The organism is Exiguobacterium sp. HVEsp1, assembly GCF_002009685.1.
Taxonomy (GTDB): Bacteria; Bacillota; Bacilli; order Exiguobacteriales; family Exiguobacteriaceae; genus Exiguobacterium; species Exiguobacterium profundum.
In genome coordinates this window covers 920,943-947,316 of sequence record NZ_KV917367.1, presented here as the reverse complement: position 1 = coordinate 947,316, position 26,374 = coordinate 920,943, and the positions used below count along the sequence as shown (strand labels likewise).

Below are 26,374 nucleotides of genomic sequence, written 5' to 3'. Positions count from 1 at the left end.
GAACTGATCAACGAGAGGTTGTCGACAAGCAACACAATCTTGATCGCGATCCTTTGTGAGATTGCACAGGTGAACAGAACCTACGACTATCGACGAATTATCATGACAGTCAACCATAGGACGATACCAATATGGACTAACGCATTCAATAAGAAGCGTATCTATCGTTTCATATGGTTCCTTGAGATTTCTTCAGTCATCCATCAGAAGCGAAAGTGTTACAAAAAGTCGTTCCCGTAGCACTGACCAAGAACCTGATAAACCGAGAATTTAGCCTCTCACGACTGAATGAGAAATGGTGTATTTACGTCATGGAGTTCTAATATGGACCTGGTATCTTGGTGAGAGTATGACGATTCGATTGTCGCCTACGGCTTCTGAGAATCCAACACACTGGGTTCGTCTTCCGGACGATGACCCCAGCAATTGCTGGGCTATGTACAGGAGCTGGTTCGAGGACCTATAAAGATCGTCGGTTTTGAGGTACCCTGAAATTCGCAATATACTATGTGCTTTAGTTCCAGGTTTGTAACGAACCCACACCAGCCATCACGACTTACATATACAAACAGATCGTCTCTAGAAACAACTAAACGACTTAAGTTCTGTTAAATACAGGACTCAAGCCGTTTAGTCTAATTTTTATTTATTGCTCTATCTACTTAATGAGGAGAAATTCATGATGTGTCAGAATTTTTTAAAAGTTGATAAATAGTTTTTGGTGCACTTGATTCTAATTATTCCTCTTTTTTATTTTTGTCAAAAAGACTCCCAATCCAAACGATAATTCCTATAAAGATTGGGAGACCTAAAATAAAAGTAAGTAAGTTTTTCGGCACGATTTCATTATATATATATAACAACACTATTGATAAGACGATAATAACTAAATATTTAACAAACGTTTTCACTAACTACCATTCCTTTAATATTATTTCAATTCAATATAGTCATTTTTAGGCTTACTATCTCTAGCATCAATCCACTTAGCTAATCCAGTACCTAAATCCATATAGTTCATCGCCCATGCTGACCCTGCTCCTACCGCGACTGCTAATTTCGGTGCTCCCCAAGCTTTCAACCTACTTACCACTGTTTTAGTAAATATTCGTTGTGCTTCTTTTTTTCCCTTCTTGATAATAAATTGGGATACGCCTCCAGCTACCCCTCCCACAGCTATACCAAAGAGCGTATTAAAAGTAGCTGCTGCAAATTTAACACTAACTCTTGCTTGAAATGCGTTTGCTTCTTGAGTGCTAAATGCATCAATAATTGTATCTTTTATTACAAACTCTTTTTCCTCTTCATTCTGAATTTCCTCAATATTTTCTTCTAATTGTTCTTGGGCTACAGGTAAGTCATTGTAAATGCCAGAACTCTTATCAAAGAAGTCAGTTAATACTTCAGCAAAGGCCTTATCTTCCTCCATGTTATCAAATCCATATATAGTAATTTGTTCTTCTATTAAAGCATCAAACAACTGTCTTTGCTCTGGACTCATTTCATCAACAGATGGAATATTTTCTACAGCCTCTTCTAAATCAAAATCATCTGATAAAACTTCTTCACTCAGCTCTACTTCTTCGAATGAATGGAGTGCAGAAGTAGAAACCAAGACATTATCTAATGTAAATTGATTTTCTTGCTCTTGTGCTTTGCTATCCTGTGTTGGGATTGAGCTTAAAACGAATACTACAGCTGTAACCAATGATACTTTGCCTAGAAATGATTTTTTCAAAACGTTCTCCCTAAAGATATTTAATATTATCCAACAAAGGACAATGTACCAAAAAAAGGATTAATAGACAATATTATGGCTCATCACCATAAGGTGTGGTTGACGCATAAAATCCATCAGATTTTGAATTGAACATAGAAAAAAAGCGAAAACCCCGGTATCGTAATTGTTGCTTAGACAAACCACGATTGGAGTTTTCGCTTTGTCCCAACAGTTTATCAAATTACTTCTTCCACTTCCAGACCTTTTTCAGATTCAGATGTCTTCAGACGAAGAACCGAACGTTTTCCCGGTCATCTCGGATCGACACGACATCCCTTGCCCGCTTTGCCAGAGAAAGACAGTCCTGCATTCGAAAAGGCGACGTCGCTTCCGACACGGTCACGCATGGAACGTCGGTATACTCTGGATCGAGCTGGATGTCCCACGTCAAAGATGCCTCTCTTGTGATTTGACGTTCGTGTATGACTACGGTCTCGGGCTCGTCCGCACCTCCACCGAGGTGTTCCGGAAAGGCATCGCAGAACGTTGCCATGGTAGGACGATCTCAGATGTAGCGCGTGAATACGGATTACCTTACACGACGGTGGAACGATGGTTTTATCGGTACGCCTCAGTAGAGACAGAGAAGCATACGACAGACGTCCTCATCGACGAGTTCGCCACACGAAAAGGACATCACTATGCGACAATCGCCCTCGATGCCGAGAGTGGTCGGCTCCTGTCCATTGTCCCGGGAAGGGACGTCACGGCCATCACGGCTGCACTCCAAGGCATAGCCGGAGACATCCGTTCTGTCGTCAGTGACTTTGCACCGGCGATGGCGAAGGCCGTCGCACATGTCTTCCCGGATGCGAAACATGTGCTGGATCGTTTCCATCTCATCCAGTTCTTCACGGACGCCCTTCGCCGCCGGCGTCGTTTTTTGAACGAGGCGAGACGTCACCATCATGTCCGTGTGATTGACCGTGCTCTCGCCTGTCGTCCGGAGACGCTGTCCCCCGAAGACCGGGAGGTCGCCGATTCTTGCCTTCGGGAAGATCCGTTCACCCGGGACCTCTATCAAGGACTTCAACATATCCGATATGTGCTGAAGGCCACGTGCCATGGACAAGCGAAACGTCGACTGACCGATTGGTTGGATCGTTATCAGTCCCATCCTTGCGGGCCTCTGGCGAAGATCGCGAAATCGATCCAGAACCGAGAGGAAGCGATGCGTCGAACGATCGTGTCCAGTCTATCGAACGGAAAGATGGAAGGAACGAACAACAAGATCAAGCTCATCAAACGCCGTGGTTATGGCTATCGAAACCTTGAACGGTTCTTTTTAAGGTTGTATCTAGAAATCGGTCGTTAAAATAGCAACCACGAGTTATGGTGATGAGCCAATATTATTTCAACGTAAATTTACTTTTTTTTAAAAATAATAGAAAGAGTGAGCAATGTCAAAATACACATTGCTCACTCTTTCTATTTCTTTTGCTTCATCATCAAAACATCTCGAATCATCTCGTATTCTTTCCTTTCATTTGAAGAGAGTAATTCAAGATACTCGTCAATCATCGTTGAAATGATCGCATCTGCTGAATCTGCTTTGCCCATCGTCACTAACGCTGATAATTTATTTTTTGTAAGGTTTGAAACACGAACAGTGCTTGATCCTATATTGACCGAGTTCTTAGCTACCCGTTTATTTGAGGTTTACTTTCTGAGACGTGGTTTTCGATCCCACTGTTTGATATTCCGATACCTCAGCCTTATATTTTTATTGAGGCGCTTCACCTTTAGGGTATCTTTATCTAACTTTAGTCGGTCAACCAATTTAGCCACATTTGACCGGTGTGGCAATCAGTACGCTCTTCACGTCTTCTCACTATATGTCAACAGGTCGATTGCCGTTTTGGAGTGAGGAAGACGAGGTATGAAATTCTTCTATAACATACTTTCGTCAGTGGTTGGAGTTCTATATTTTACATATATCGTCCACCTGTTTCGAATCGGTTTTACGACCCCGCTCTACACTTAGATTTCAATGCTATTGACGATTGGAGTCATCGCCTTGTGGCTTTTCAACAAACGACCCGAACGTCGCTCTTGACGCTCGGGTCTTAATATTATTCTGAATCCCGAAAAGGAAACGATACAGACGAAGGCTCCGGTAACGAATCAGCGAGTGCCAACAACTCTTCTTCCGAGATATTTCCTGTCACGATAATCAGTTTGCCTTGGGTTAAATAGTATAAACCGTTCCCGTATGATTGCTCCAATACATACGGTTCTGGCTGTTCCGACATCTCCCCTTCTACTTCAGTGAAAGAATCCGTCGCAATGATACTGATGAGGCGTGTCTCATCATATAACGTCCAAAGCTTCACCGGCCAATCGCTACCTGAATAATCAGCGCTGATGGCCTCCATCTCTTTATTAGGAAGATCTAATCCGTGAGCGAACGCTGATGATGTCTCCGGAATCCCAAAACGTTGCATGCCACGCTGCGCCCATCCATTTCTTTCATCATGAATGAATACGCCAAACGGGTTCTCACGGTCAGGGACGGTCATCGCAACTAAACCGATCCCCCCGACCATCGTCTCCGTTATAATGTGATCCTTCGACAAGTGTCTTGTCGAGCCATCTTCATATTGAAGGGTGATTTGTTCCACGACCGCGTCTGAGACCCGTTCCGTGCCTGGTTGTACTTCGGCAATCGTCGTCCCCGTCACGTCTACGTCGGGGAATTGCGATTCATCGATCACTCCCTCCTGTTCTACCTCTTCCACACCCGCCTTCTCCACAGCCTTCGTCTCTTCTGACGGTGTACATCCAGCCAGTCCCAACATAAGAACACATACTATTCCGATTCGTCTCATCTCATATCCCCTTTTCTACGTCTATCTCTTCAAATTCTACCAAAACACAAAAAAACCTTCTTCAGAGAATCAATCTCCAAAGAAGGTGTGTCTTACTTACGCAACTCTTCCAAACGGGCGCGGACCGCGTCACGCTTGTCGAGGTAGTCTTTTTCTTTTGCTTTCTCTTCGTCGATGACGTGAGCCGGTGCCTTGGCGATGAAACCTTGGTTTCCGAGTTTCTTCTGCACGCGCTCGACTTCTTTTTCATACTTCGCCACTTCTTTTTCAAGACGGGCGATTTCTTCTTCGAAGTTGATGAGGTCTGCGAGCGGGATGAAGAGCTCCGCTCCCGTCATGATCGCGGACATCGACTTGTCCGGAGCCGTGAGGCCACGTCCGATTTCAAGCTCTGTCGCATTCGTGAACTTGCCGATCGTCATTTCATTCGCGCTCAAGTAACCTTGTGTCGCATCGTCGCTCGTCGAGATGAAGAGCTGAATCGGTTTAGACATCGGTGCGTTCACTTCGGCACGGATGTTACGAACCGAGCGGATGACGTTCATCACAGCTTCAAACGCTGGAACCGAATCGGCGAAGTGAAGGTCGTCACGACGCGTCGGGTAGCTTGCACGAACGATTGAATCGCCTTCGTGCGGCAAGTGTTGCCAAATTTCTTCTGTAAGGAACGGCATGAACGGATGCATGAGACGCATGATCGAATCGAGCGTATGTGCGAGGACCGAACGGGTCGTGTGCTTCGCTGCTTCGTCCTCACCGTACAACGTGAGTTTCGCCATCTCGATGTACCAGTTACAGAACTCTTCCCAAATGAAGTTGTACAAGTAACGACCGGCTTCACCGAACTCGTACTTGTCGACGAGGCGTGTCACTTGGTCGATTGTGTCGTTCAAGCGCGTCAAGATCCACTTGTCAGCAAGCGTCTTCTCACCTGTGAGGTCGATGTCTTCGACTTTAAGACCATCCATGTTCATGAGTGCGAAACGGCTTGCGTTCCAAATCTTGTTCGCGAAGTTCCATGTCGACTCGATCTTCTCCCAATAGAAACGAAGGTCGTTCCCTGGTGTCGAACCTGTGAGGAGGAACCAACGGAGTGAATCCGCTCCGTATTGGTCGATGACTTCCATCGGGTCAACACCATTACCGAGAGATTTCGACATCTTGCGTCCTTCCGAGTCACGGATGAGACCGTGGATGAGGACATCATTAAACGGTTGCTTCCCTGTGAACTCGAGTGATTGGAAGATCATCCGTGATACCCAGAAGAAGATGATGTCGTATCCTGTAACGAGCGCGCTCGTCGGGAAGTAACGGTTGAAGTCCGGTGCGTCCGCATCCGGCCAGCCCATTGTTGAGAACGGCCAAAGTGCTGACGAGAACCATGTGTCGAGGACGTCTTCGTCTTGTGTCCAGTTCTCACTGTCCGCTGGCGCTTCTTTCCCTACATACACTTCTCCTGTCTCGTTATGGTACCAAGCCGGGATGCGGTGGCCCCACCAAAGTTGACGACTGATACACCAGTCGCGGATGTTCTCCATCCAACGGAGGTACGTGCCTTCGAAGCGTTCTGGGACGAAGTTGACTTTCGTGTCGTCGTTTCCTTGTGCCTCGAGTGCCGCTTTCGCGAGTGGCTCCATGTCAACAAACCATTGTTTCGAAAGGTATGGCTCGATGACTGCGCCTGAACGCTCTGAGTGACCAACCGAGTGCGTGTGCGGCTCAATCTTCACGAGTGTGCCGTCCGCCTCAAGGTCTTTCACGAGTTGCTTGCGGCATTCGAAGCGGTCGAGCCCTTCGTACTTGCCTGCGTTCTCGTTCATCTTCCCGCCTTCATCCATGACGAGGATGCGTGGAAGCTCGTGGCGGTTTCCGATTTCAAAGTCGTTCGGGTCGTGTGCTGGCGTGATCTTCACGCAACCTGTACCGAACTCCATGTCGACATAGTTGTCGGCAACGATCGGGATTTCACGGTTCATGATTGGAAGCATGATCGTCTTGCCGATGAGGTGTGTGTAACGCTCATCTTTCGGGTTCACGGCAACCGCCGTATCACCAAGCATCGTTTCGGGACGTGTCGTCGCGATTTCGATATGACCTGAACCGTCAGCGAGGGGATACTTCATGTGATAGAACGCACCCTCGACTTCTTGATAGATGACCTCGATATCTGAAACGGCCGTCTTTTGAGCCGGGTCCCAGTTGACGATGTATTCGCCACGGTAAATCAAGCCATTTTCGTAAAGACGGACGAATACTTCTTGAACGGCTTTTGAGAGCCCTTCGTCGAGTGTGAAGCGTTCACGCGAGTAGTCGAGACCGAGACCAAGTTTTGACCATTGGTCGCGAATCGTCTTCGCATACTCGTCTTTCCATTCCCACGTCTTTTCGAGGAACTTCTCACGTCCGAGGTCGTAACGCATGACGCCTTCTTCACGGAGCTTTTGCTCGACTTTCGCTTGTGTCGCAATCCCGGCGTGGTCCATCCCTGGGAGCCAGAGCACGTCATAGCCTTGCATACGCTTGAGGCGTGTCAATAAATCTTGGAGCGTCGTATCCCAGGCGTGACCGAGGTGAAGTTTCCCGGTAACGTTCGGTGGTGGGATGACAATCGTGTACGGTTGTTTCGAATCGTCCTCGTCTGCTTTAAATACATCGTTCTCTAACCAGTAGTCGTACCATTTTGACTCCGTCGCACTTGGGTCGTACTTCGTCGGCATGGTGATTTCATTTGTCTCATGGGCCATGTGTAGCGCCTCCTCTATCTTATTGGTGAACACAAAAACGGCTTCTCTCGTCCTATACGCTAAGGACGAAAGAAGCCGTGATCTTCCGCGGTACCACCTTAGTTCGCCAAAAAATGGCGCCCTCAAAATCGAATAACGGTCGATGGACCGAACTTTCCTACTCCATTCAGAAAGTCAGCTCCGAGGCGACTTCCGCGTCCATCCCTCGCAACCTTTCACCAAGCGGTCGCGTCTCTAAAAGGAATGGAGGATGCGTACTACTCCTCATCAATGCAATTCATCATATCTGTTAAATAATTGTAGCGACAGAAACGTCAGCAGTCAAGATTAGAGTGAAAACTCTTCTTGAAGCTCCTTGAACGTCGCCTCGACCGCTGCGATCGTCTTCTCGATATCCTCGTCCGTATGAGCCGTCGAGAGGAACAATCCTTCGAACTGTGACGGTGGCAAGAAGACGCCGCGCGCCGCCATCTTCTGATAGTACGAGCGGAACATCTCGAGGTTTGCCGACTTCGCTTTCTCGAAGTTCGTCACTTTCTCGTTCGTGAAGAAGAAACCGAACATCGAGCCAGCGCGGTTCGTGTCGTGTGGGATGTTGTATTTCTCGCCTGCTTGCGTGAAGCCTTCCGCGAGACGGTCTGCTTTACGCTCGAACTCGGCGTAGTGCTCCGGTTTGAGTTGCGAGAGTGTCGTGTAACCGGCAATCATCGCAAGTGGGTTACCCGAGAGCGTCCCAGCTTGATAGATTGGACCTTGTGGTGCAATCTGTTCCATGATTTCACGTTTCCCACCGTAAGCGCCGACCGGAAGTCCGCCGCCGATGACTTTCCCGAGACATGTGAGGTCCGGTGTGACACCGAAGTACCCTTGTGCACAGTTGTACCCGACACGGAAGCCCGTCATGACCTCATCAAAGATGAGAAGCGCGCCGTTTTGTTCCGTGATCTCGCGGAGTCCTTCGAGGAATCCTGGTTGTGGTGGCACGAAGCCCATGTTTCCTGCGGCCGGTTCGACGATGACACCAGCGAGGTCGTCTCCGTATTTCTCAAAGGCGACGCGGACTGCGTCCAAGTCATTGTACGGAACCGTGAGCGTATGGCTTGCGAGTTCTTTCGGTACGCCTGGAGAGTCCGGGAGACCGAGCGTCGCGACACCAGACCCGGCTTTGATGAGAAGCGAGTCCCCGTGTCCGTGATAGCATCCTTCGAACTTCAAAATCTTCGTCTTCCCTGTGTAGCCGCGTGCGAGGCGAAGTGCCGCCATCGTCGCTTCCGTTCCTGAGTTGACCATACGGACCATCTCGATCGATGGGACACGATCGATGACGAGTTCTGCCATCTTCGTCTCAAGCTCGGTCGGTGTCCCGAACGTCCAGCCTTTTTCAGCTTGTTCTTGGATCGCTTTCGTGACGACCGGGTCGCGGTGACCGAGGATGAGTGGTCCCCATGAGAGGACGTAATCGATATATTCGTTGCCGTCGATGTCATAGACGCGTGAGCCTTCACCGCGTTCGGCGAAGATTGGCGTCATCCCGACCGATTTGTAGGCACGGACCGGGCTGTTGACACCGCCTGGCATGAGAGGACGGGCTTGTTCGAACGCTTCTTGTGAGCGCGTTTGATTGTATGTCATGCGTAGTCTCCTTCCAAATAGCGACAGACGTCTTTTGCGAAATACGTGACGATGAGATCGGCACCGGCACGTTTGAATCCGACCATTGTCTCCATGACGATGCGTTCTTCGTCGACCCAGTCGTTGAGTGACGCGGCTTTGATCATCGCATACTCTCCGCTCACGTTATATGCCACAATCGGCATATCGAGTGAGTCGCGCATGTCACGGATGATGTCCATGAACGCGAGAGCCGGTTTGATGATCATGAAGTCGGCACCTTGTTCCACGTCCGATTGTGACTCACGGAACGCCTCACGACGGTTCGCCGGGTCCATCTGATACCCTTTACGGTCGCCTTCTCCAGGAGCCGATTGGGCTGCGTCACGGAACGGTCCGTAATAGGCTGATGCATATTTGACACCGTAGCTCATGATTGGAATGTGGCTAAATCCGTTCTGGTCGAGACCTTCGCGGATAGCTGTGACGAATCCGTCCATCATCGAACTCGGTGCGATGATATCGGCACCCGCTTGTGCTTGCGTAATGGCTGTCTGGACGTGAAGTGGAAGTGATGCGTCGTTATCGACGTCCCCATCTTTCACGAGACCACAATGACCTGTCGACGTGTACTCACAAAGGCACGTATCGGCGATGACCGTGAGCTGTGGCGCCCACTCTTTCACTTTACGAATCGCTTCTTGGACGATGCCGTGGTCATGATACGCTTCACTGCCTTCTGGGTCTTTATGTTCCGGCACACCGAACAAGAGCACAGATTGGAGACCGAGGTCGACGATTTCTTTAATCTCTTCTTCGAGTCGGTCAAGTGAATAATTGAAGACGCCAGGCATCGAGCTGACTTCACGTTTAATGTTAGTCCCTTCAATGATGAAGAGCGGGTAAATCAAATCTTCTTTTCGAACATGATTTTCACGTACGAGGGCACGCATCGACTTCGATGAGCGAAGACGACGGTGACGGTCAAACTGGTTCATGAAAAATCCTCCCCTACACACTGTATTAATGCATCCATAGTATAACATTCTGGCACTCGTACCGGTAACGTCGACACTTGTCGGACAGCGCGTTCGGTCACTTCGCCAATGGCGTACCACGTCCCGTTGAAGTGGGACAAGTATGGTGTGAGCGCATCGACGGCCGACGGACTCAAGACGAGTAACGCCTTCACCGTCTCGAGTTGTTGTTGTTGGTCCGAGGTCAATCGGATTGGAATCGTCTCATAGACGACCCAGTCATACACGCAAGGCAGCATCGACATATGGGACGTGTTCGCCAAATTGCCACGTGCAAACAAGACGACATCATCGGTCGAAACAACGTCAGATAACTGCTCAAAAAGCGCCTCACCCGTATACGTCTCCGGCATGAGCGAGACGGTAAAGCCCTCCGCTTCAAGCGCCCGCTTCGTCTTCTCCCCGACAGCGGCGACCTTGACGTCACGCGTCAGATTCCGAAGGGCTTGCACCGCGTTTTGACTCGTGACGACGAGCCAATCGAATCGTTCCACGGGTGGCGGTGTATACGTCTCTCTCGTCTGAATGAGCGGGACATGATGAACGGAAAGACCGCTCGCCTCGAGCCGTGCCCGTTGCGAAGCGGTCATTCGTTTCGTTCCCGTGTACCAAACGTCACTCATTGACCGAGGCGAGGATTTCACGCCCGCCACGACCGAGCAATTCTTCTGCGACGTCCATTCCGAGTGCGATTCCGTCCGTTGACGTCTTCGTCACGCGAAGCACTTCTTTCCCGTCCACTGACGCGATGAGACCTGTCAGTGTCACGTCGTCACCGTCGACCGTCGCATAACCGCCGACCGGTACGTGACAACTTCCTTCGATCGCTTTTAAGAAGGTGCGCTCTGCTGTAGCCGCTTTCGCTGTCACTTCATCATGCAACAATTGAAGCACTGCCGTCACTTCTGCGTCGTCCTTGCGGCTCTCGATGGCGAGTACGCCTTGTCCGACAGCAGGTACCATGACGTCCGGGTCAAGCGCTTCGAAGTCGACACGATCTGTCCACCCCATCCGTTCAAGTCCGGCTTTCGCGAGCAAGATGGCATTGTAGTTCTCGGAGTCTAACTTCTTCAGACGCGTGTCGATGTTTCCACGAATCCATTGAATCTCAAGGTCAGGACGGGCTGCCAAAATTTGAGCACCACGACGGAGTGAGCTCGTTCCGACAATCGAACCTTTTGGAAGCGTCTCGAACGTGTAGCCGTTCTCACAGATGAGGACGTCACGCGCATCGACACGTTTCGGCATGCAGCTAATATAGAGTTCTTCTGGTAGTTCGGCCGGAACGTCTTTCATGCTGTGTACGGCGAAATCGATGTCCCCATCGAGCATCTGTTGTTGAATCTCTTTGACGAACAACCCTTTCCCACCGACTTTCGACAATTGCACGTCGACGATTTGGTCACCTTTCGTCACGATTTCTTTAATCTCGAACTCGTTCTTTGCTCCAGCTTGCTTCAACTGCTCGATGACCCATTTTGTTTGAGTCATGGCGAGTTGGGAACGGCGTGAGCCGACAATGATTTTCCGCATGTTCAATCTCTCCTTCATAGAAAAAGGCGACACGCGTCGCCTTTTTGTCTTGTTAGCGCATCAATGCGCGAAGTGGTGCTTTGGCAGAAGTGGCATCTGTTTCTTCCACTTCGTCTACAGGTTGTTCCGGCAACTCGACATCAAGTCCGAACGTCTCGATGAATTGAGCGATTCGAACGTTCGCGTCCGGTTGAGCCGCTGCATCTTTAATGTAGTCAATCGGGTCACGAAGCATTTGATTGATGATCGACTTCATGTGCTTCCCGATGACTTTCTTGTCTCGTGCTGACAAATGGTCGAGCTTACGCTCAAGACTCGTCATCGTATCTTCTTGAATATCAAGGGCACGAGCACGCAACTCGTTCATGATTGGCACGACACCAAGCGTGATGAGCCATGTTTGGAACTCTTGAATCGCTTCATCGATTTTCATTTCAATCTTTTCAGCCTCGACGAGACGCGCTTCAAGATTTTTGTTTACGATTCCATTCAAATCATCGACATCGAACAAATGCACACCCGGAAGTGTCGCGACCGCTGGATCGATATCTCGCGGCACAGCGATGTCAATGAGAAGAAGCGGACGTTCGCGGCGCAGCAACTGCGCAGCCGCTACATCGTCGTATCCAATGACGGCATCCTTCGCCCCGGTCGAACTAATCAAAATATCTGCATCAAGTAATCCACATGCGATCTCACGAATCGAATGGGCACGGCCTTTGAACTTATCCGCTACAGCTTTTGCTTTGCTCTCCGTCCGGTTGAAGACAGCGATTTGTTTCGCACCAGCTTCAAATAAGTTGAGTGTCGTCAATTCACCCGTCTCACCGGCTCCGACGACGACGACTTGTTTGTCTTCAAGCTGTTGATACATCTCTTGTGCGAGCGTCACGGCAGCCGAACTGACCGATACAGACATTTCCCCAATTTGCGTGTCCGTATGGGCGCGCTTGGCGAGTGTAACCGCTTCTTTGAATAATTTGTTGAAGACCGTTCCTGTCGTTCCATGCTCCTGGGCACGGAAGAAACTCGTCTTCACTTGACCTAAAATTTGTGTTTCCCCGATGATCATCGAGTCGAGGCCCGACGTGACACGGAACAAGTGGCGAATCGCCTCTTCCCCTTCTCGAATCGACAAGTATGGTGTGAACTGCTCCATCTCTAAGTTGAACCAGTTCGCCAAGAAACGTTTCGTGTAATAACGTCCAGTATGGAGTTGATCTGTCACGACGTACAGCTCTGTCCGGTTACACGTAGACAAAATAACCGACTCGAAAATGCTCTTCTCTTCGCGAAGTGCAATCATCGCATCCACGATTTCTTGCTCCCCAAACGAGAACTGCTCCCGAATCGCGACAGGGGCTGTCTTGTTATTTAGTCCAACGACGACAATATGCATGTATCTCTTCCCCTCATCTAAAATCCACCGACGGTTATCTCTTCTTTATTTCAATCTCTACCGTACATTATAACAGTTCTTATCTGGTAACTATAATCTTCTGTTTGATTTTCCTAAAATAAAATAAGAACTTTTTGTGACAAAAAGAAGTAGAAATGGCGAAACTCCATTCCTACCCTTTCTTCTTATGGATTTGGAGAGTTCGGGTCCGTGATGATCGAACTCTCAGGTTCCTCTTTGTCCAAATAATGTTCTCGTTCTCGTAATTTATAGATGCGAACGATATTCTGGACAACCGTTTTGGCGACCGCATAAAACGGTACAGCGATGAGCATTCCGATGATACCAGCCAAATTCCCGGCTACGAGCAAGACGATGATGATCGTGAGCGGGTGTACTTTTAACGACTTCCCTTGAATGAGTGGCGAGATGACGTTCGACTCAATCTGTTGCACGACGATGATGACAACGATGACCCATAATACCTTGATTGGATCTTGAATGAATGCCACGACCACTGCCGGTGCAGCCCCTAGGAACGGTCCAACGTAAGGGATGATATTTGTTACCATCATGAAGAGTGCGAGCAAGATGGCATAATCTACACCGACGATCCATAGACCGATCAGTGACGTGATTCCAACGAAGAATGCGACGAGCAACTGAGCGTTGACGTAGCTCCGCACCGTCTCGTGCATGTCATGCAAGATGTGACGCGTCTCTTTCTCATAGCTCGAGGGTAAGAGTTTGACGATAGCGTCTGGTAAACGTTTCCCGTCGAGTAACATGTAAAGGAGCATGAACGGGATGACGACAATCGTGATAACCGCTGACGTCACGAAACCAACGACTTGCCCAAATGACGAGGCGATATTTCCGAACAAATCACCTAAGTACGACGTGATGTTCGTCGTCAAGTTACGGAACATCTCGTCATTTTCTGCCATGAAGCGTGCAAAGAACTCATTTTGTAGCAACGTGTCACGGACAGCGAACGCCTGTTTCTGAAGTTCTTTTGCGATACTCGGCATAGAGTTGACGAGCGACGTGATTTGTTCGCCTAAAACCGGTCCGAGAATACTGAAGACAAGTGTAAAAATAAGCACGAGTCCGATCAGTGTGATGGCTACAGCTAGCGTTCTCTTCCCTTTTAAGCGTTTCTCTAAGAAATCGACAATCCCGACCAGAAAATAAAAGAAGAGTCCGGCCACAATAAGCGGAACCGTGACGAGTGCCAAGATGACTTGAATCGGTTCAAACACGAATGAGATCTGTGTCCCGACCCAAATGACTAAAAAGATGGTCAGCGTCCAAAAGAGGGCGCGATACCATTTGTTTTCAAACATGCGTTGCATTTCTCCACCTCGTTTACAATGATGACTATGTACTAACTATGATTATACGATAATTACCCGCTTGCGGGCTGACAAAAACAAAAAGGCGAAGGAATCCCTTCGCCTTCTCCTTATTCGCCTTCAGTGATGAGTGCGTAAATCGCTTTCCATGCCTCGTCTTTTCCTTCTGCCGTCTCGGCTGAGAAGGCGACAAAACGGTCAGATGGATCGAATTGAAGCTTGCGTTTCACCGCCGCCTCATGTTTTTGACGCTGACTCTTCTTGATTTTATCGAGTTTCGTCGCCACAACGATGACCGGAATCTCATAATGTTTCAAAAAGTTGTACATCGTCACATCGTCACCCGTCGGATCATGACGGATATCGACGAGTAAGACGACGCCGCGAAGCGCCTCTTGACTCGTCAAATACTGTTCCATCATGACGCCCCACTTCTCACGTTCCGTCTTCGATACTTTCGCATATCCGTATCCCGGAACGTCAACGAACATGATCTCATCATTGATGTTGAAGAAGTTAAGGGTCTGTGTCTTCCCTGGTTTCGAAGACGTCCGTGCGAGCGCCTTCCGTTGGCAAATCTTATTGATGAACGACGATTTCCCGACGTTCGACCGCCCGGCAAGTGCCACTTCCGGCAAGTCATGGACCGGGTAATGGTCTGGCGCGACGGCACTCGTCACGAACTCTGCTTTGTTGATCTTCATTTAATTTCCTCCAAATGCTACATCTAGTACTTCATCGAGTGTCGTCACGGGAACGAACGTCAATTTCTCACGAACCGTCTCTTGAATGTCATCGATGTCTCGCTCATTATCTTTCGGAATGACGATGGTCGTCAACCCGGCCCGATGAGCAGCGAGCGCTTTTTCTTTCAATCCGCCGATCGGCAAGACACGTCCACGGAGTGTGATCTCACCTGTCATCCCGACGTCGCGATGGACTTTCTTCCCGGTCAATGCGGAAATCAAGGCTGTCGCGATCGTGATGCCGGCCGACGGTCCGTCTTTTGGCACGGCACCCTCTGGCACGTGAATGTGAATGTCTTGTCGCTCATAGAACGCCGGGTCAATCCCGAACCGCTCTGCGTTTGCACGGACATAGCTATATGCTGTTTGTGCCGACTCCTGCATCACATCACCGAGTTTACCCGTCAACTGAAGTTTGCCTTTCCCTGGAGCGAGCGCCACTTCGATTGTGAGCGTGTCGCCACCAAACGCCGTGTAGGCAAGGCCTGTCACCGCACCGATGGAGTCCTCGGTCTCCCCTTTTCCGTAGCGATACTTCGGCTTCCCGAGATACGTGATGATTGCCTTTTTCGAAATCGTGACCCGTTTCTTCTCCCCGATGGCGATTTGTTTCGCGGCTTTTCGGCAGAGTGATCCGATGACGCGTTCTAAGTTCCTGACGCCGGCTTCACGTGTGTAACGACGGACGACTTCATAGAGCGCATCTTCTTTAATCGTCAACTGACTCTTCTTCAATCCGTGCTCTGTCAATTGTTTCGGTACCAAATGGCGCTTCGCGATCTCTACTTTCTCAAGCTCCGTGTACCCACCGATTTGAATCAGTTCCATCCGGTCCAGAAGCGGTGCTGGGATTTGTGAGACATCGTTCGCAGTTGCGATAAAGAGAACGTTCGACAAATCGAACGGTTCTTCGATGTAGTGGTCCGAGAAGGAGACGTTTTGCTCCGGGTCGAGCACTTCTAGCATCGCCGACGCCGGGTCCCCTCTGAAGTCAGAAGCCATCTTGTCGATCTCATCGAGCAAGAAGACCGGGTTTTTGCTTTCCGCTTGCTTCAACCCACGGATGATTCGTCCTGGCATCGCACCGATATACGTACGACGGTGCCCACGGATTTCCGCCTCATCACGTACCCCACCGAGCGAGACACGAACGAAATGACGTTCGAGTGCCGAGGCGATCGAGCGGGCGAGAGACGTCTTCCCGACCCCTGGAGGCCCGGCGAGACAGAGGATTGGTCCACGAAGCGAGTTCGTCAACTGGCGGACGGCCAAATACTCGAGGATACGGTCTTTTACCGATTCTAAGCCGTAATGATCATCGTCGAGGACGTCTGCCGCATGTTTCACGTCAAGCTTATCTTCCGTCTCAATGCCCCACGGAAGAGAGGTGACCCAGTCGAGGTAGTTACGGATGACCGCATACTCTGGAGACGTCTGCGGCACAACGTTCAATCGTTCCGCTTCACGCATGACGTTCTTCCGTGTCGTCTCTGGCAAGTCGAGCGCCTCTAACTTCTCACGGAGGCGGTTCGGTTCTGACTCTTGCGTCTGGTCACCGAGTTCTTGTTGAATCGTCTTCATCTGTTCCCGTAAGTAATACTCGCGCTGCGACTGCTCAATCGACTTCTTCGTCCGCTCGCGCATCTCTTGCTCGAGCTCAATTACTTCGACCTCGTGTGCAATGATTTCAAGCAATTCAAGTCCTCGCTTGACGGCATCTGCTTCTTCAAGCATCGCTTGGCGAAGTTCGACGTCGACATCGAGTTTTGATGTGATATAGTCCGTGAGCGATTCAAGTCGCTCATACATCTCGAAACGGCGACGCTCATCTGGCGACATACCCTTAATATTTGCGACGAGTTTTCCGAACTGTTCTTTCAATAGACGGACGAGTGCCGTTCGTTCGACCTCTTCCCCTTCTGCGAGTTCGACTGGCTCGATATTGGCGAACCATCCTTCATCTGTCGATTCGACCGAGTCGACACGGACACGCTCTTTCCCGACAATCCGAACTCGAATCGTCTCGTTCGACAGTTCACTCATCTTCGCGATGTGGACACGCGTTCCAACCGTGTATAAGTCTTCCGGTTCCGGTGACTCGTTCCCTGTTTCTTTCTGCGTCACGACAATCAAATCTGTTTCATGCTCCTTTGCGGCAAGGAGCGCCCGAAGGGATAACGGGCGTCCGACATCGATGGTCACACCGATGAGCGGATATACGACGACTCCTCGCAAAGGAAGGATTGGTAATTTTTCCATATACAACGCCTCCTGTGCAAAAAGGCCCAAAACTCGGATGTGCCGAGTGTTTGAGCCTTCTTCGTTAAAGAATTATGCTGTCTCTTTGTTGTCCCCTGTCTGTTCGACAGTACCGTCACGAAGGACGTATTTCGGACCGGCAAGACCCGTAATCGTTTCATCCGTGATGATGACTTTCTCGATATCGTCACGCGATGGGACAGTGAACATCACATCGAGCATCATTTCTTCGATAATCGAGCGGAGACCGCGCGCGCCAGTCTTACGTTTGATTGCAAGTTTGGCGATTTCGATCAATGCTTCGTCTGTGAACGTCAATTCGACATCGTCAAGCTCGAGCATTTTCTCGTACTGACGGACGAGAGCATTTTTCGGCTTCGTCAAGATTTCAACGAGCGCTTCTTCATCGAGTGTCGTGAGCGTCGCCATGACTGGCAAACGTCCGATGAACTCAGGAATCAAGCCGAATTTTTGAAGGTCTTCAGGGAGTGCGCGGGCGAGCAAGTCCTCTTGCGTCAACTCGCGATTCTCTTGGTCGTTTCCGAAACCGATGACTTTCTTCCCGATTCGGCGTTTGACGACCGATTCGATGCCGGCGAATGCGCCACCGACAATGAAGAGAATGTTTGTTGTGTCGATTTGGATAAATTCTTGATGCGGATGCTTCCGTCCACCTTGTGGCGGTACGCTTGCTGTCGTGCCTTCAAGAATTTTAAGGAGCGCCTGCTGAACGCCTTCACCGGATACATCACGCGTAATCGATGGGTTTTCAGACTTACGGGCAATCTTATCGATTTCATCGATGTAGATGATCCCTTTTTCAGCCTTCTCGACATCATAGTCAGCCGATTGAATCAATTTAAGCAAGATATTCTCTACGTCTTCTCCGACGTAACCTGCTTCCGTCAAGCTCGTCGCATCCGCGATTGCGAATGGGACGTTCAAGACGCGAGCCATCGTCTGAGCGAGAAGCGTTTTTCCGCTACCCGTTGGTCCGATCATGACGATGTTCGACTTCGCAAGTTCGACATCATCCGAACGGCCACCGGCGTTGATCCGTTTATAGTGGTTATAGACAGCAACTGAAAGCGCACGTTTGGCGCGGTCTTGACCAATGACATAATCGTCTAGGATGTTACGAATCTCTTGTGGTTTTGGAATGTCTTTAAATTCGACTTCTTCCTCTACACCGAGCTCTTCCTCAACGATTTCATTACAAAGTTCGATACACTCATCGCAAATGTATACACCTGGTCCAGCGACTAACTTACGAACTTGTTCTTGCGATTTTCCGCAAAACGAGCACTTGAGTTGCCCCTTTTCCTCGTTAAATTTGAACATTCGATACACCCCTTCTGTGGTGAAAATGGATGTAAGTGCGATAAATCGCGATTTGAATTTTCTGGTGCGATGCACCGCGAAAAGACATTTTACATCTCTGCGTTGAAATAATTGTAGCATGAACATATTGCGACTTCAAAGAATTACACATGCAATGTGCTGTGACAGAAAAAAGGACGACCGCTAGGCAGTCGTCCCTTCGAATATCAGCTTACTTCGCTTTACCGTTTTCAACGAGGATGTCGATCGCTTTACGGAATTTGAGGTCACCTTTAAGTGTCTCAAGTCCACCTTGCGGAGCGAGCATCGTACGGAGTTGGTCCGGTGCGATGTTGTAAAGTTTAGACATTTCTTCAAGCTCTTTCTCAGCATCTTCGTCAGATACTTCGATTGCTTCTTTGTCAGCGATTGCTTTCAAGACGAGACGAGCTTTTACGCGCTCTTCAGCTTGCTCTTTCATCTCTTCGCGCATTGCTTCTTCAGAAGTACCAGTGAGCTCGAAGTACATGTTAAGGTCGATTCCTTGTGAAGATACACGTGAACCGAACTCTTGTACCATGCGGTCTACTTCTTGTTCAACGAGAACTTCCGGTACGTCGATTGTCGCGTTAGCAGTTGCCTGCTCTACGAGTTGGTCGCGCATTGTACCTTCAGCTTCTTGTTTCTTACCAGCTTCTAAACGCTCACGGATGCTTGCTTTCAACTCGTCGAGTGTCGAAACAGACTCGTCGATGTCTTTTGCAAACTCGTCGTCGAGTTCAGGAACTTGTTTTGTTTTGACTTCGTGAAGTTTGACTTTGAATGTCGCTGGTTTACCCGCCAAGTTTTCAGCGTGGTACTCTTCAGGGAATGTTACTTCAACGTCTTTTTCTTCACCAGCAGTCATGCCGATCATTTGCTCTTCGAATCCTGGGATGAATTGACCAGAACCGATTTCGAGTGTGTAGTTCTCAGCTGTGCCGCCTTCGAACTGCTCACCGTCAGCGAAACCTGCGAAATCAAAGACAGCTGTATCGCCGTTTTCGATTGCACCTTCTTTAACAGCTAGTTCTGCGCCTTGCTGTTGAAGTGCTTCAAGTTCTGCTGTTACTTCGTCTTCTGTTACTTCAGTTGAAACAGCTTCGTACTCGAGGCCTTTGTATTCGCCAAGCTCAGCTTCTGGCTCAACCACGAATGTCACTTTGAAAGCGACTGGTTTGCCTTTCTCGAGCGTACCGTCTACATCGATGTTTTCGAGAGCGATTGGTTCGAAACCAGCTTCTTCAACTGCACCTTGGATCGTGTCGCGGTAGAGAATGTCGAGCGCATCTTGATAGAGTGCTTCTTCTCCATACATTTTGTTGAACATTGGGCGTGGCAATTTACCTTTACGGAAGCCAGGCACGTTCAAGTCTTTGACGACTGTTTTAAATGCGGCGTCAACTGCTTTATCAAAAGCTTCTGCAGGAGCTTCGTACGTGAGTACGCCTTGGCTACCTGATGTTTTTTCCCATTTTGCTGTCATGCTAAGTCCCTCCAACAATTCGTTTATACCGTACAAAAATGTACAACAATCCGTATTATAGCATAAATCCTCGGTAAGCACACAAGGATTTAGTCTAATAACGCCTGTGTAAAGCGAAGATCCGCCTCTAAAATCTCCGCGGCTAAACCGTCGACCGGTTCGTCATGTAAAATCGCTTGTTTCGCCTGTACGAGCGCCTGTTCCACATCCGCTTTTTCGGCCGGCACATACGGATAATGCGTATACATGTAATTCATCAACAGCTGGGTCCCGATCTCATCGCCTTCAACTGATTTTTGAAGAGAAAAAACTGTCTTCTCCCACGATTCAATCTGCGCTTTTGCTTCCGTTCGTGTCATCTTGTTCGAAATGTCCCCATCCGTCCATTCGATGACTCCTAGTTCGGCGAACGCTTTTTCCAACACGATCAGTTTGACGAGCTTCGGACGCTCCGACTCGAGCAGTTCATGTAGCACATTGTCGAGCACGGGGTCGATTTGAAAGTGAACATGTTGTAACGCTTCAATCTGTTCCCCTGTACTTCCTCGCGTCAGCGTTCGCTTCAACTTGGCGATTGCCGCCGGAAACTCGGTCATCTTCAACACTTGAAGTACCTGGTGTGCCTGGGTGTTGACCGTATCCTTCTTGTCCTGCCATTCGAGATACTGGTTAATCCAGTGCGCCGCTTCAAACGGTTGGTCCCGCATGATGTAATACTGCGCAATCTGCAGCCCTCCTGAGGCCGGCTCTTCCGCCTCGGACATATGGATGCTGACGAGTTCCTGCAGCTTCTCGAGTGTCTCTGGGTCGTCCGGCCGTTCCATTGCACATTGGAAGATTTCCATGAAAATAAACGGGTCACCTGGAATCGTCTGATACCAATCCCATAAAATCGGTTCGATCCGCTGTCGTTCCCCAGAAGCATCTGCCTCCTGAATCATCTTATGCAGACGCGCCCAATTCCCAGGGAACGGATAGTCCTGATCCTTTTCCTTCTCCATCTTCCCTCACCCTCTCTTCCATTCCCCTTCATCTTCCGTTAGGACGCGATTCCTTGTCAATCGATTTCCCGGAAAATGAAAAAAGAGACGTTCTCCGTAGAGAGCGTCTCTATTTTAATGGAAGCGTCCCAAGAGGGATTCGAACCCCCGACCGACGGCTTAGCTTACCACCATGACTTTCGTCACCAACATCGTGTTGTTTGTAGTCTGGACTATATCTTCACCGTTTCAGGTGCGACACGTGTAGTCTCTACGGAACCTCACGATAATCATCTGCAAAAAGAATATTTTGCTTTTGATTATTCTTTGGTATTTTTACCCTCAATGAAATAGATTTTTCAAAAAGATTCGGTTCAAAGTAATAACAGGTATCAGTCTGTGGACAATATACACAGTATACATCAATTTCATCTTTGTTTATAAACCGCGTCTGAACTCCACTCGCGGTACTATAGCTTGAACGAAACCGAACATTTAGAACCCCGTTTGTGTTTAGTTCTCTGTACTTAACTTGAATCCGTTTAAACTGGTTGTCTTTGTAAACAACTAAGTCAAACGGTGCATGTTCAGTTGCAGGGAACAAAATCATAAACCCTTTTTGATATAAATCTACTTGAGCCTTTAAAACACCTAAATCTCCCTTACTTTTTGTGTGATGATACATAAAACATCACTCCTTAAGAGATCGTAAGTTTCCTCGGTATTACCATCAGCATCATCTGTTAAGGCTTCACCGATATAGTGTCGTCCACTTTATAGGTTTCTGTTTCCCTATAAAGGCTCCTATTTGTCTTGAAGGCCGTTGCTCTATCCTGCTGAGCTATTGGGACATTGACATGAAAACTATAATAGAAAAATGGTTTCCTGTCAATCGATTTCCCATTCGAAACTCATAGTTTTCCTGAGATGTCCAAGTCTTCGACGTGAGAACCGTCATCTGAGCGATAGAAACGCACTGTTGCTTCCCCCGCTTCGAGATCGAGTAACGCATACGTTTTGTCCGTTCGTCCTCGCGGCATGCGAATCGAACCTGGGTTGATGTAGACGACCCCGTCCTCGATCAGCGCACCCGCCACATGCGAGTGACCGAACAAGACGACATTCGCTCCCACTTCTTCCGCTCGATACCGTAGACGGTTCAAATCGAATTTGACGTCATGATGGTGCCCGTGAACGATTAAGATCGTACCGGCATCCGTCGTCTCGATGCGTTCAAGGGGAAGGTCTCCCCCGAAATCACAATTCCCCCGAACCGTTCGATAAGGTAACAAATGTTCATCGACAAGGGCGAGCTGTGAATCCCCGCAATGGAACGCGTCATCAATCTCCGCCTCATGTCGTTCAAAAATCGTTGTCAATTCTTCGGTCAACCCATGACTATCACTCACTATTAGAAAACGCATAAGCTTCATCCTTTCATGAATGGTATGATTTCTGCCTCCAGTTTTCGTAGTGCCTGTCCACGGTGGCTGACGACCGCCTTCTCGTCACGTTCCAACTCTGCCGCTGTCTTATGAAGCGATGGGACGATAAAGAGTGGATCGTATCCGAAGCCATTTTCGCCTTGTGGGGAATAACCGATTGTCCCTTCGATTGTTCCACGAACGGTCAACGTCTCTCCGCTCGGTTTTGCGAGACAGAGTGCACAGACGAAACGAGCCGTACGATTCGTTTCTCCGTTCAATTTTTCAAGAAGAAGCGCATTGTTTGCCTCGTCTGACTTTTCTGGACCTGCAAAGCGGGCCGAGTATACTCCCGGTGCCCCGTCAAGCGCGTCGACTTCAAGACCGGAGTCATCCGCGAGGACGGCATGTCCAAAGTAAGCTGCCGCCTCCGTCGCTTTTAACGCCGCATTCTCTTCAAACGTCGTGCCGGTCTCATCCGTCTCTGGCGCATCCGGATAGTCGAGGAGTGACTCGACCTCGAATCCAAGCGGCGTCAACATCCCTTCGAGTTCTTTCACTTTTCCAGGATTGTGTGTCGCAATGATCAACTTCATAATGTCTCCTCCGAACGTTCCCCGACGTACCACCAAGAAGCACCGAGTGCCGCTTCCGCCGTCTTGAATAATGATTCGATACCGTGTTGCGCGAGCGCGAGCATCTCGTTCATCTCTTGTAGCGTGAACGTCGCCTCTTCCCCTGTACCTTGTACTTCGACGAACCGACCGCTTGCCGTCATGACGACATTCATATCGACCTCTGCCGCAGCGTCTTCTAGGTAATCCAAGTCTAAGACAAGCTCGTCCGTTCGCCCGACCGAAATTGCGGCCACCCCTTCTTTAATCGGTGTATCTTCAAGTTTCCCTTGGCGAATCAAGCGATCGACGGCCAACACGAGCGCGCAAAAGCCACCTGTGATGGAAGCCGTCCGAGTCCCACCATCCGCTTGAATGACGTCGCAGTCGACCCAAATCGTCCGTTCACCGAGACGTTCTAAGTCCACGACAGAGCGGAGCGACCGGCCAATCAGACGCTGAATCTCCATCGTTCGTCCCGATTGTTTTCCACGTACCGATTCCCGGACAGTACGGTCTCCCGTCGCCCGTGGGAGCATCGCATATTCTGCATTGATCCACCCTTGTTTCTTACCGCGAAGGAAATTCGGTACCCGCTCCTCCACAGTCGCGGTACAAATGACTTTCGTATCGCCGATTGAAATCAATACGGACCCTTCCGCATGCTTGTTCACGTGCGGCACAATCTTGACTGGGCGCAGTTCATCAAATCGTCTCGTATCACGCAATGCCGGTCACCTCGACTTTCTCCGCATGAACCGGACGCCCGAGCCATTCGCTCGCGAGTCGGTCAAATAGTTCGATATCACCCGTCGCATAGAAGGCATGTGCCGGGACTGCATCCAATCCATTCTCAAGTTCCTGATAATCGAGCATCGCAGCCACTTCAAGCGCCGTCTCGTCACCTGATGAGATGAGGTGGACATCCGGTCCGACCACATCTTGAATGACTGGGGCAAGGAGTGGGTAGTGCGTACAACCGAGAATCAACGTATCCATCTCGGATGGTTGAAGTGGACGAAGTGTTTCCTCCACCACTTGACGCACGCGCTCTCCAGACACTTCTCCAGCCTCTACGAGCGGGACGAACGGTGGGCACGCGAGTGAATACACATCGACCTCACCTGCCACGTGACGTAACGCCTTCTCATAGGAACCGCTCTCAATCGTCATCTTCGTACCGATGACACCGATATGCTTGTTGCGCGTTCCTTTGACAGCCGCGCGGGCACCCGGGTCGATGACACCGATGACCGGGATGTCGAGACGTTTGCGCGCCTCTTTCAATACGACCGCGGTCGCCGTATTACAGGCGATGACAATCATCTTGACGTCTTTCTTCAATAAAAATTCAATCAATTCCCATGTATATGCTTCAATCTCATCGTGCGGACGCGGCCCGTATGGACAGCGTTCAGTATCTCCGATATAGACAATCTCTTCTTTAGGGAGTTGGCGCATCAATTCTTTGACTACCGTCAACCCGCCGACTCCTGAATCGAGGACTCCAATCGCTCGTTTCATTTGCATCACTTCCATTCTCACCTATCTTACCAAAAAACCTCGGACGGAAAAAGAAACGTTCCCATGACAAAAAAAGACGAGGTCGCCAGTGGCGCCTCGTCCCTTACCCGAATTACTGAGCAAGACCTTCGCTAGTGAGCATGTCAGAAAGCGTGTTGATCGCTTCTTCTGCATCTTCACCTTCAGCAGTGATCTTGATTGTAGAATCTTTTGCGATACCGAGTGAAAGTACACCCATGATCGACTTCAAGTTAACTGTTTTACCATTGTACTCGAGGTTGATGTCTGATTGGAACTTAGAAGCTGTGTTAACCAACTGAGTAGCTGGACGAGCGTGAATTCCTGAATCAGCAACGACTGTGAACGTTTTTTCCATGAGATGATGGTCTCCCTTCAAAATTCAATTCTACAGGCGAACCAGCAGAATATTTTTTGTTTGTGAACTCATTATCAAATGATAGCGGATTCGCAAAAATTCTGCAAGCGGTTTTTATATTCCGGAGTCCATTCCGTAGGACGGCCTTCCTTTGTTAAATGAACGAGGCTTGTCCGTCCGGCGAAAAGGAGTTGCTCTCCGTCATATGCCCCGTAATGAATATCACATGAAGTGTTTCCGACCGTCAAGATATTGGCATGCACAGTCAGCTGTTGACGTGGCATGACTTGTCGAACATAGTCACATTGCGCATCGGCGACAACGACGAATCCGTCCTTTAAAGAGAATCCTGTCGCCTCTAACAACTCGATCCGGGCATCTTCGAAATAGATGAACGGAATTGTGTTGTTCATGTGACCATACGGGTCGCACTCCGAAAAGCGGACTTTCACATCGAGCGCGACACCTGCTTTGACACGTGTTTCCCAACCTGGCTCTCGAAAGTACTTGGTCATCGGCTCGCTTACGCCTCGACCGCAGAACCGGTGCGACCTTTGTCACTACCGAAGAACTGTTTGAACGAGTGAAGCGTCGTTTGACGGTTCATCGAAGCGATTGACGTCGTGAGCGGGATGCCCTTCGGACAAACTTCGACACAGTTTTGTGCGTTTCCGCATTGCATGATGCCGCCGTCTTCCATGAGTGCTTCGAGGCGGTCTTCCGCGTGGAAGGCACCTGTTGGATGTGAGTTAAAGAGTCGGACTTGCGAAATCGCCGCTGGACCGATGAAGTCCGATTTGTCGTTCACGTTCGGACACGCTTCAAGACAAACACCACACGTCATACATTTCGATAGTTCGTACGCCCATTGACGTTTGTTCTCCGGCATACGCGGTCCTGGACCGAGGTCGTATGTGCCGTCGATCGGGACCCATGCCTTCACTTTTTTCAACGCGTCGAACATGCGTTGACGGTCGACTTGAAGGTCACGGATGACCGGGAACGTCTTCATCGGTGAAAGACGAATCGGTTGCTCGAGTTTATCGACGAGTGCCGTACACGATTGGCGCGGCTTCCCGTTGATGATCATCGAACAGGCACCACATACTTCTTCAAGACAGTTCATGTCCCAGTTGATCGGTGTCGTCTTGTCCCCGTTCGCGTTGACCGGGTTACGGCGGATTTCCATCAATGCCGAGATGACGTTCATGTTTGGACGGTATGGTACCGTGAATTCTTCCGTATACGTCGCTTGATCCGGTCCATCTTGGCGTTCAATGATGAAGCGGATGTCTTTTTGTTCAGATTGCATTGGCGTC

Annotated in this window: 24 protein-coding genes and 1 other annotated feature; of the genes, 1 reads left to right on the top strand and 23 read right to left on the bottom strand. The window is 49.4% G+C overall.

Translation table 11 applies throughout. The annotated features are described in order from the left end of the window. Positions 1-931 precede the first annotated feature (931 nt). Positions 932-1,738, bottom strand: a complete 807-nt coding sequence (locus tag BV910_RS14690; protein WP_143404753.1) for a hypothetical protein — start codon at positions 1,736-1,738, stop codon at positions 932-934. Positions 1,739-1,940: 202 nt separating this feature from the next. Here BV910_RS14690 and BV910_RS04885 point away from each other — a divergent pair, with 202 nt between their 5' ends. Next, complete coding sequence (locus tag BV910_RS04885) at positions 1,941-3,095, top strand: ISL3 family transposase (protein ID WP_078146541.1); 1,155 nt, start codon at positions 1,941-1,943, stop codon at positions 3,093-3,095. Between the two features lie 113 nt (positions 3,096-3,208). Here BV910_RS04885 and BV910_RS15050 read toward each other — a convergent pair whose 3' ends face one another. From BV910_RS15050 to sdhB, 22 genes are all read right to left on the bottom strand, one after another. Next, complete coding sequence (locus BV910_RS15050) at positions 3,209-3,403, bottom strand: DUF5388 domain-containing protein (protein WP_168169889.1); 195 nt, start codon at positions 3,401-3,403, stop codon at positions 3,209-3,211. A 449-nt stretch (positions 3,404-3,852) separates the two neighbouring features. Then, positions 3,853-4,608, bottom strand: a complete 756-nt coding sequence (locus BV910_RS04880) for a hypothetical protein (RefSeq protein ID WP_078146540.1) — start codon at positions 4,606-4,608, stop codon at positions 3,853-3,855. Positions 4,609-4,700: 92 nt separating this feature from the next. Then, complete coding sequence (locus BV910_RS04875; RefSeq protein ID WP_078146539.1) at positions 4,701-7,352, bottom strand: valine--tRNA ligase; 2,652 nt, start codon at positions 7,350-7,352, stop codon at positions 4,701-4,703. Positions 7,353-7,410: 58 nt separating this feature from the next. Then, positions 7,411-7,632 (bottom strand) — a binding site (T-box leader). A gap of 47 nt (positions 7,633-7,679) precedes the next feature. Then, complete coding sequence (gene hemL / locus BV910_RS04870) at positions 7,680-8,984, bottom strand: glutamate-1-semialdehyde 2,1-aminomutase (RefSeq protein WP_031421390.1); 1,305 nt, start codon at positions 8,982-8,984, stop codon at positions 7,680-7,682. Then, complete coding sequence (gene hemB / locus BV910_RS04865) at positions 8,981-9,961, bottom strand: porphobilinogen synthase (protein WP_078146538.1); 981 nt, start codon at positions 9,959-9,961, stop codon at positions 8,981-8,983. The genes hemL and hemB overlap by 4 nt, the downstream gene beginning before the upstream one ends. Further along, complete coding sequence (locus tag BV910_RS04860) at positions 9,958-10,590, bottom strand: uroporphyrinogen-III synthase (RefSeq protein ID WP_078146537.1); 633 nt, start codon at positions 10,588-10,590, stop codon at positions 9,958-9,960. Before BV910_RS04860 ends, hemB begins: the two co-directional genes overlap by 4 nt. A gap of 25 nt (positions 10,591-10,615) precedes the next feature. Beyond that, entirely contained in the window at positions 10,616-11,533 is a 918-nt protein-coding gene (hemC, locus tag BV910_RS04855; RefSeq protein ID WP_078146536.1) for a hydroxymethylbilane synthase, read from the bottom strand. A 52-nt stretch (positions 11,534-11,585) separates the two neighbouring features. Then, complete coding sequence (hemA, locus tag BV910_RS04850; RefSeq protein ID WP_074037529.1) at positions 11,586-12,932, bottom strand: glutamyl-tRNA reductase; 1,347 nt, start codon at positions 12,930-12,932, stop codon at positions 11,586-11,588. A 185-nt stretch (positions 12,933-13,117) separates the two neighbouring features. Further along, positions 13,118-14,287 (bottom strand): AI-2E family transporter, encoded by a 1,170-nt coding sequence (locus tag BV910_RS04845; RefSeq protein WP_078146535.1) that lies wholly within the window; start codon positions 14,285-14,287, stop codon positions 13,118-13,120. 110 nt (positions 14,288-14,397) lie between these two features. Further along, entirely contained in the window at positions 14,398-14,991 is a 594-nt protein-coding gene (yihA, locus tag BV910_RS04840) for a ribosome biogenesis GTP-binding protein YihA/YsxC (RefSeq protein ID WP_078146534.1), read from the bottom strand. Beyond that, positions 14,992-17,292 carry an endopeptidase La gene (lon, locus tag BV910_RS04835; protein WP_078146533.1) on the bottom strand — a complete coding sequence of 767 codons (2,301 nt, stop codon included), beginning with the start codon at positions 17,290-17,292 and terminating at the stop codon, positions 14,992-14,994. It abuts the gene before it with no gap. 72 nt (positions 17,293-17,364) lie between these two features. Beyond that, entirely contained in the window at positions 17,365-18,633 is a 1,269-nt protein-coding gene (gene clpX / locus BV910_RS04830) for an ATP-dependent protease ATP-binding subunit ClpX (RefSeq protein ID WP_015881113.1), read from the bottom strand. Positions 18,634-18,844: 211 nt separating this feature from the next. Next, a complete protein-coding gene (gene tig, locus BV910_RS04825; RefSeq protein WP_015881112.1) occupies positions 18,845-20,137 on the bottom strand; it encodes a trigger factor in 1,293 nt (430 codons plus the stop codon). 89 nt (positions 20,138-20,226) lie between these two features. Continuing rightward, entirely contained in the window at positions 20,227-21,138 is a 912-nt protein-coding gene (locus BV910_RS04820; RefSeq protein ID WP_078146532.1) for a hypothetical protein, read from the bottom strand. A gap of 250 nt (positions 21,139-21,388) precedes the next feature. Continuing rightward, the gene (locus BV910_RS04815) at positions 21,389-21,802 is read right to left on the bottom strand and encodes a group I intron-associated PD-(D/E)XK endonuclease (protein WP_078146531.1); all 414 of its coding nucleotides are present in this window, start codon (positions 21,800-21,802) and stop codon (positions 21,389-21,391) included. Between the two features lie 226 nt (positions 21,803-22,028). Further along, on the bottom strand, positions 22,029-22,541 hold the full coding sequence (locus BV910_RS04810) for a metallophosphoesterase family protein (RefSeq protein ID WP_078146530.1): 513 nt from the start codon (positions 22,539-22,541) through the stop codon (positions 22,029-22,031). Positions 22,542-22,546: 5 nt separating this feature from the next. Further along, entirely contained in the window at positions 22,547-23,137 is a 591-nt protein-coding gene (locus BV910_RS04805) for an XTP/dITP diphosphatase (RefSeq protein ID WP_015881109.1), read from the bottom strand. Continuing rightward, positions 23,134-23,883, bottom strand: coding sequence for a ribonuclease PH (rph, locus tag BV910_RS04800; RefSeq protein WP_078146529.1), 750 nt, complete (start codon positions 23,881-23,883; stop codon positions 23,134-23,136). Before rph ends, BV910_RS04805 begins: the two co-directional genes overlap by 4 nt. Continuing rightward, positions 23,876-24,679: a glutamate racemase gene (gene racE / locus BV910_RS04795; RefSeq protein WP_078147903.1), complete on the bottom strand. Its 804-nt coding sequence runs from the start codon at positions 24,677-24,679 to the stop codon at positions 23,876-23,878. Before racE ends, rph begins: the two co-directional genes overlap by 8 nt. Before the next feature lie 112 nt (positions 24,680-24,791). Beyond that, positions 24,792-25,055, bottom strand: a complete 264-nt coding sequence (locus BV910_RS04790) for a phosphocarrier protein HPr (protein ID WP_015881106.1) — start codon at positions 25,053-25,055, stop codon at positions 24,792-24,794. A 74-nt stretch (positions 25,056-25,129) separates the two neighbouring features. Further along, positions 25,130-25,570, bottom strand: a complete 441-nt coding sequence (locus BV910_RS04785; RefSeq protein WP_074032771.1) for an acyl-CoA thioesterase — start codon at positions 25,568-25,570, stop codon at positions 25,130-25,132. An 8-nt stretch (positions 25,571-25,578) separates the two neighbouring features. Beyond that, positions 25,579-26,367: a succinate dehydrogenase iron-sulfur subunit gene (gene sdhB / locus BV910_RS04780; RefSeq protein WP_205728302.1), complete on the bottom strand. Its 789-nt coding sequence runs from the start codon at positions 26,365-26,367 to the stop codon at positions 25,579-25,581. Positions 26,368-26,374 lie beyond the last annotated feature (7 nt).

Excerpts from the sequence above, each read along its gene's own strand:
- BV910_RS04880 (WP_078146540.1), bottom strand. The coding sequence starts at position 4,608 with ATGAGACGAATCGGAATAGTATGTGTTCTTATGTTGGGACTGGCTGGA.
- BV910_RS04875 (WP_078146539.1), bottom strand. The coding sequence starts at position 7,352 with ATGGCCCATGAGACAAATGAAATCACCATGCCGACGAAGTACGACCCA.
- hemL (WP_031421390.1), bottom strand. The coding sequence starts at position 8,984 with ATGACATACAATCAAACGCGCTCACAAGAAGCGTTCGAACAAGCCCGT.
- hemB (WP_078146538.1), bottom strand. The coding sequence starts at position 9,961 with ATGAACCAGTTTGACCGTCACCGTCGTCTTCGCTCATCGAAGTCGATG.
- BV910_RS04860 (WP_078146537.1), bottom strand. The coding sequence starts at position 10,590 with ATGACCGCTTCGCAACGGGCACGGCTCGAGGCGAGCGGTCTTTCCGTT.
- hemC (WP_078146536.1), bottom strand. The coding sequence starts at position 11,533 with ATGCGGAAAATCATTGTCGGCTCACGCCGTTCCCAACTCGCCATGACT.
- hemA (WP_074037529.1), bottom strand. The coding sequence starts at position 12,932 with ATGCATATTGTCGTCGTTGGACTAAATAACAAGACAGCCCCTGTCGCG.
- BV910_RS04845 (WP_078146535.1), bottom strand. The coding sequence starts at position 14,287 with ATGCAACGCATGTTTGAAAACAAATGGTATCGCGCCCTCTTTTGGACG.
- yihA (WP_078146534.1), bottom strand. The coding sequence starts at position 14,991 with ATGAAGATCAACAAAGCAGAGTTCGTGACGAGTGCCGTCGCGCCAGAC.
- lon (WP_078146533.1), bottom strand. The coding sequence starts at position 17,292 with ATGGAAAAATTACCAATCCTTCCTTTGCGAGGAGTCGTCGTATATCCG.
- clpX (WP_015881113.1), bottom strand. The coding sequence starts at position 18,633 with ATGTTCAAATTTAACGAGGAAAAGGGGCAACTCAAGTGCTCGTTTTGC.
- tig (WP_015881112.1), bottom strand. The coding sequence starts at position 20,137 with ATGACAGCAAAATGGGAAAAAACATCAGGTAGCCAAGGCGTACTCACG.
- BV910_RS04820 (WP_078146532.1), bottom strand. The coding sequence starts at position 21,138 with ATGGAGAAGGAAAAGGATCAGGACTATCCGTTCCCTGGGAATTGGGCG.
- BV910_RS04815 (WP_078146531.1), bottom strand. The coding sequence starts at position 21,802 with ATGTATCATCACACAAAAAGTAAGGGAGATTTAGGTGTTTTAAAGGCT.
- BV910_RS04810 (WP_078146530.1), bottom strand. The coding sequence starts at position 22,541 with ATGCGTTTTCTAATAGTGAGTGATAGTCATGGGTTGACCGAAGAATTG.
- BV910_RS04805 (WP_015881109.1), bottom strand. The coding sequence starts at position 23,137 with ATGAAGTTGATCATTGCGACACACAATCCTGGAAAAGTGAAAGAACTC.
- racE (WP_078147903.1), bottom strand. The coding sequence starts at position 24,679 with ATGAAACGAGCGATTGGAGTCCTCGATTCAGGAGTCGGCGGGTTGACG.
- BV910_RS04790 (WP_015881106.1), bottom strand. The coding sequence starts at position 25,055 with ATGGAAAAAACGTTCACAGTCGTTGCTGATTCAGGAATTCACGCTCGT.
- BV910_RS04785 (WP_074032771.1), bottom strand. The coding sequence starts at position 25,570 with ATGACCAAGTACTTTCGAGAGCCAGGTTGGGAAACACGTGTCAAAGCA.
- sdhB (WP_205728302.1), bottom strand. The coding sequence starts at position 26,367 with ATGCAATCTGAACAAAAAGACATCCGCTTCATCATTGAACGCCAAGAT.